This is a genomic window from Microvirga sp. P5_D2, from assembly GCF_054049475.1.
On record NZ_JBFUMH010000380.1, the window covers coordinates 1 to 1,005 of the forward strand.

At 51.9% G+C, this 1,005-nt stretch carries 1 protein-coding gene; it reads right to left on the reverse strand.

The window, feature by feature from the left end; translation table 11 throughout:
* Nucleotides 1-3: 3 nt before the first annotated feature.
* A partial coding sequence (locus ACXJKO_RS31815) for a hypothetical protein (RefSeq protein ID WP_457094983.1) occupies nucleotides 4-1,005 on the reverse strand: 1,002 nt, incomplete at its 5' end.

The window sequence follows — 1,005 nt, forward strand, 5'->3', positions numbered from 1 at the left end:
GATTTACTCGATCAGCTTGACGATCTGCGCGCTGGGAATCGAGATTGTGCCCATTCCTTCGCAAGCGGCACCCATAACGATGTCGGAGTTCCCTGTGAACGTCACCTTGTCCGAGATGATCTGAAGGCAGGTCGTACTCGCATTCGTATTGCCCAGGAATTCGACTGTCGATCCTGGCAGGTAGATAGCCCCTTTGATGCTGGAGCTTGAATTTCCTGTGATCTTGAAAACCTCATCACAAGATCCAACAATCGCCGAGTCGCAACGCTCCCCAAAGAACACAAGTCCCGCGAATGGACCTGTTGTAGGCGCAGTCATGTTCAGTTGAGCCTGGCCGGAAATTTGCGCCTTCGAATTGTTGTCAAAGAAGAAGGTGGCCTTTGTAGCATTGACAACAGCCTTGTCGGCTACTGCCATCGTTCCGTTTTTGATGACGTACAGGCCCTCATGGAATGTGACCGTGGCATTGGCCTCGATATCAATGCCGTTCGCGTAGCATGAGAACGGACCGTATGTCGGGTGAACGTATTTGGGATAAATATCCCCCTTAAGCTTTCCATTGGTTTCGCAGGCATATCCTGTGATATCCGGCTCCAGCACATCGGCATATGGATCGAGCGTCTTGGGTGCGTTCTCCTGGACGCTTCCGCACACCTTCAAGTCCAGCAACCCTTTTGTCGAATCCTTGATCGAGGCACCTCCAACGGTGCTGATGCAGTCAGCACTGAGATCTGCGGTGGAGTTCGGCATGTAATACGCATCCGACTGGATGGAATTGACCGCAATACTGCAATTGTTCAGAGTCACGCTTGTATTGCCGGATACCTCAACTGCCTTCGAGCGCGTATCTGAAAGTGCGAGAACACAGGCTGGCGATCCGCCATTGCCGGCGAACAGCTTTGCAACGGCACGAGCTTTGATTACAACTGGCTCGTCCGAAAAGATGGATGAGAGCAGACGAGGCTTTGTTTCAGTCAGGATGACTTCTACTGCCTTGTTATCACC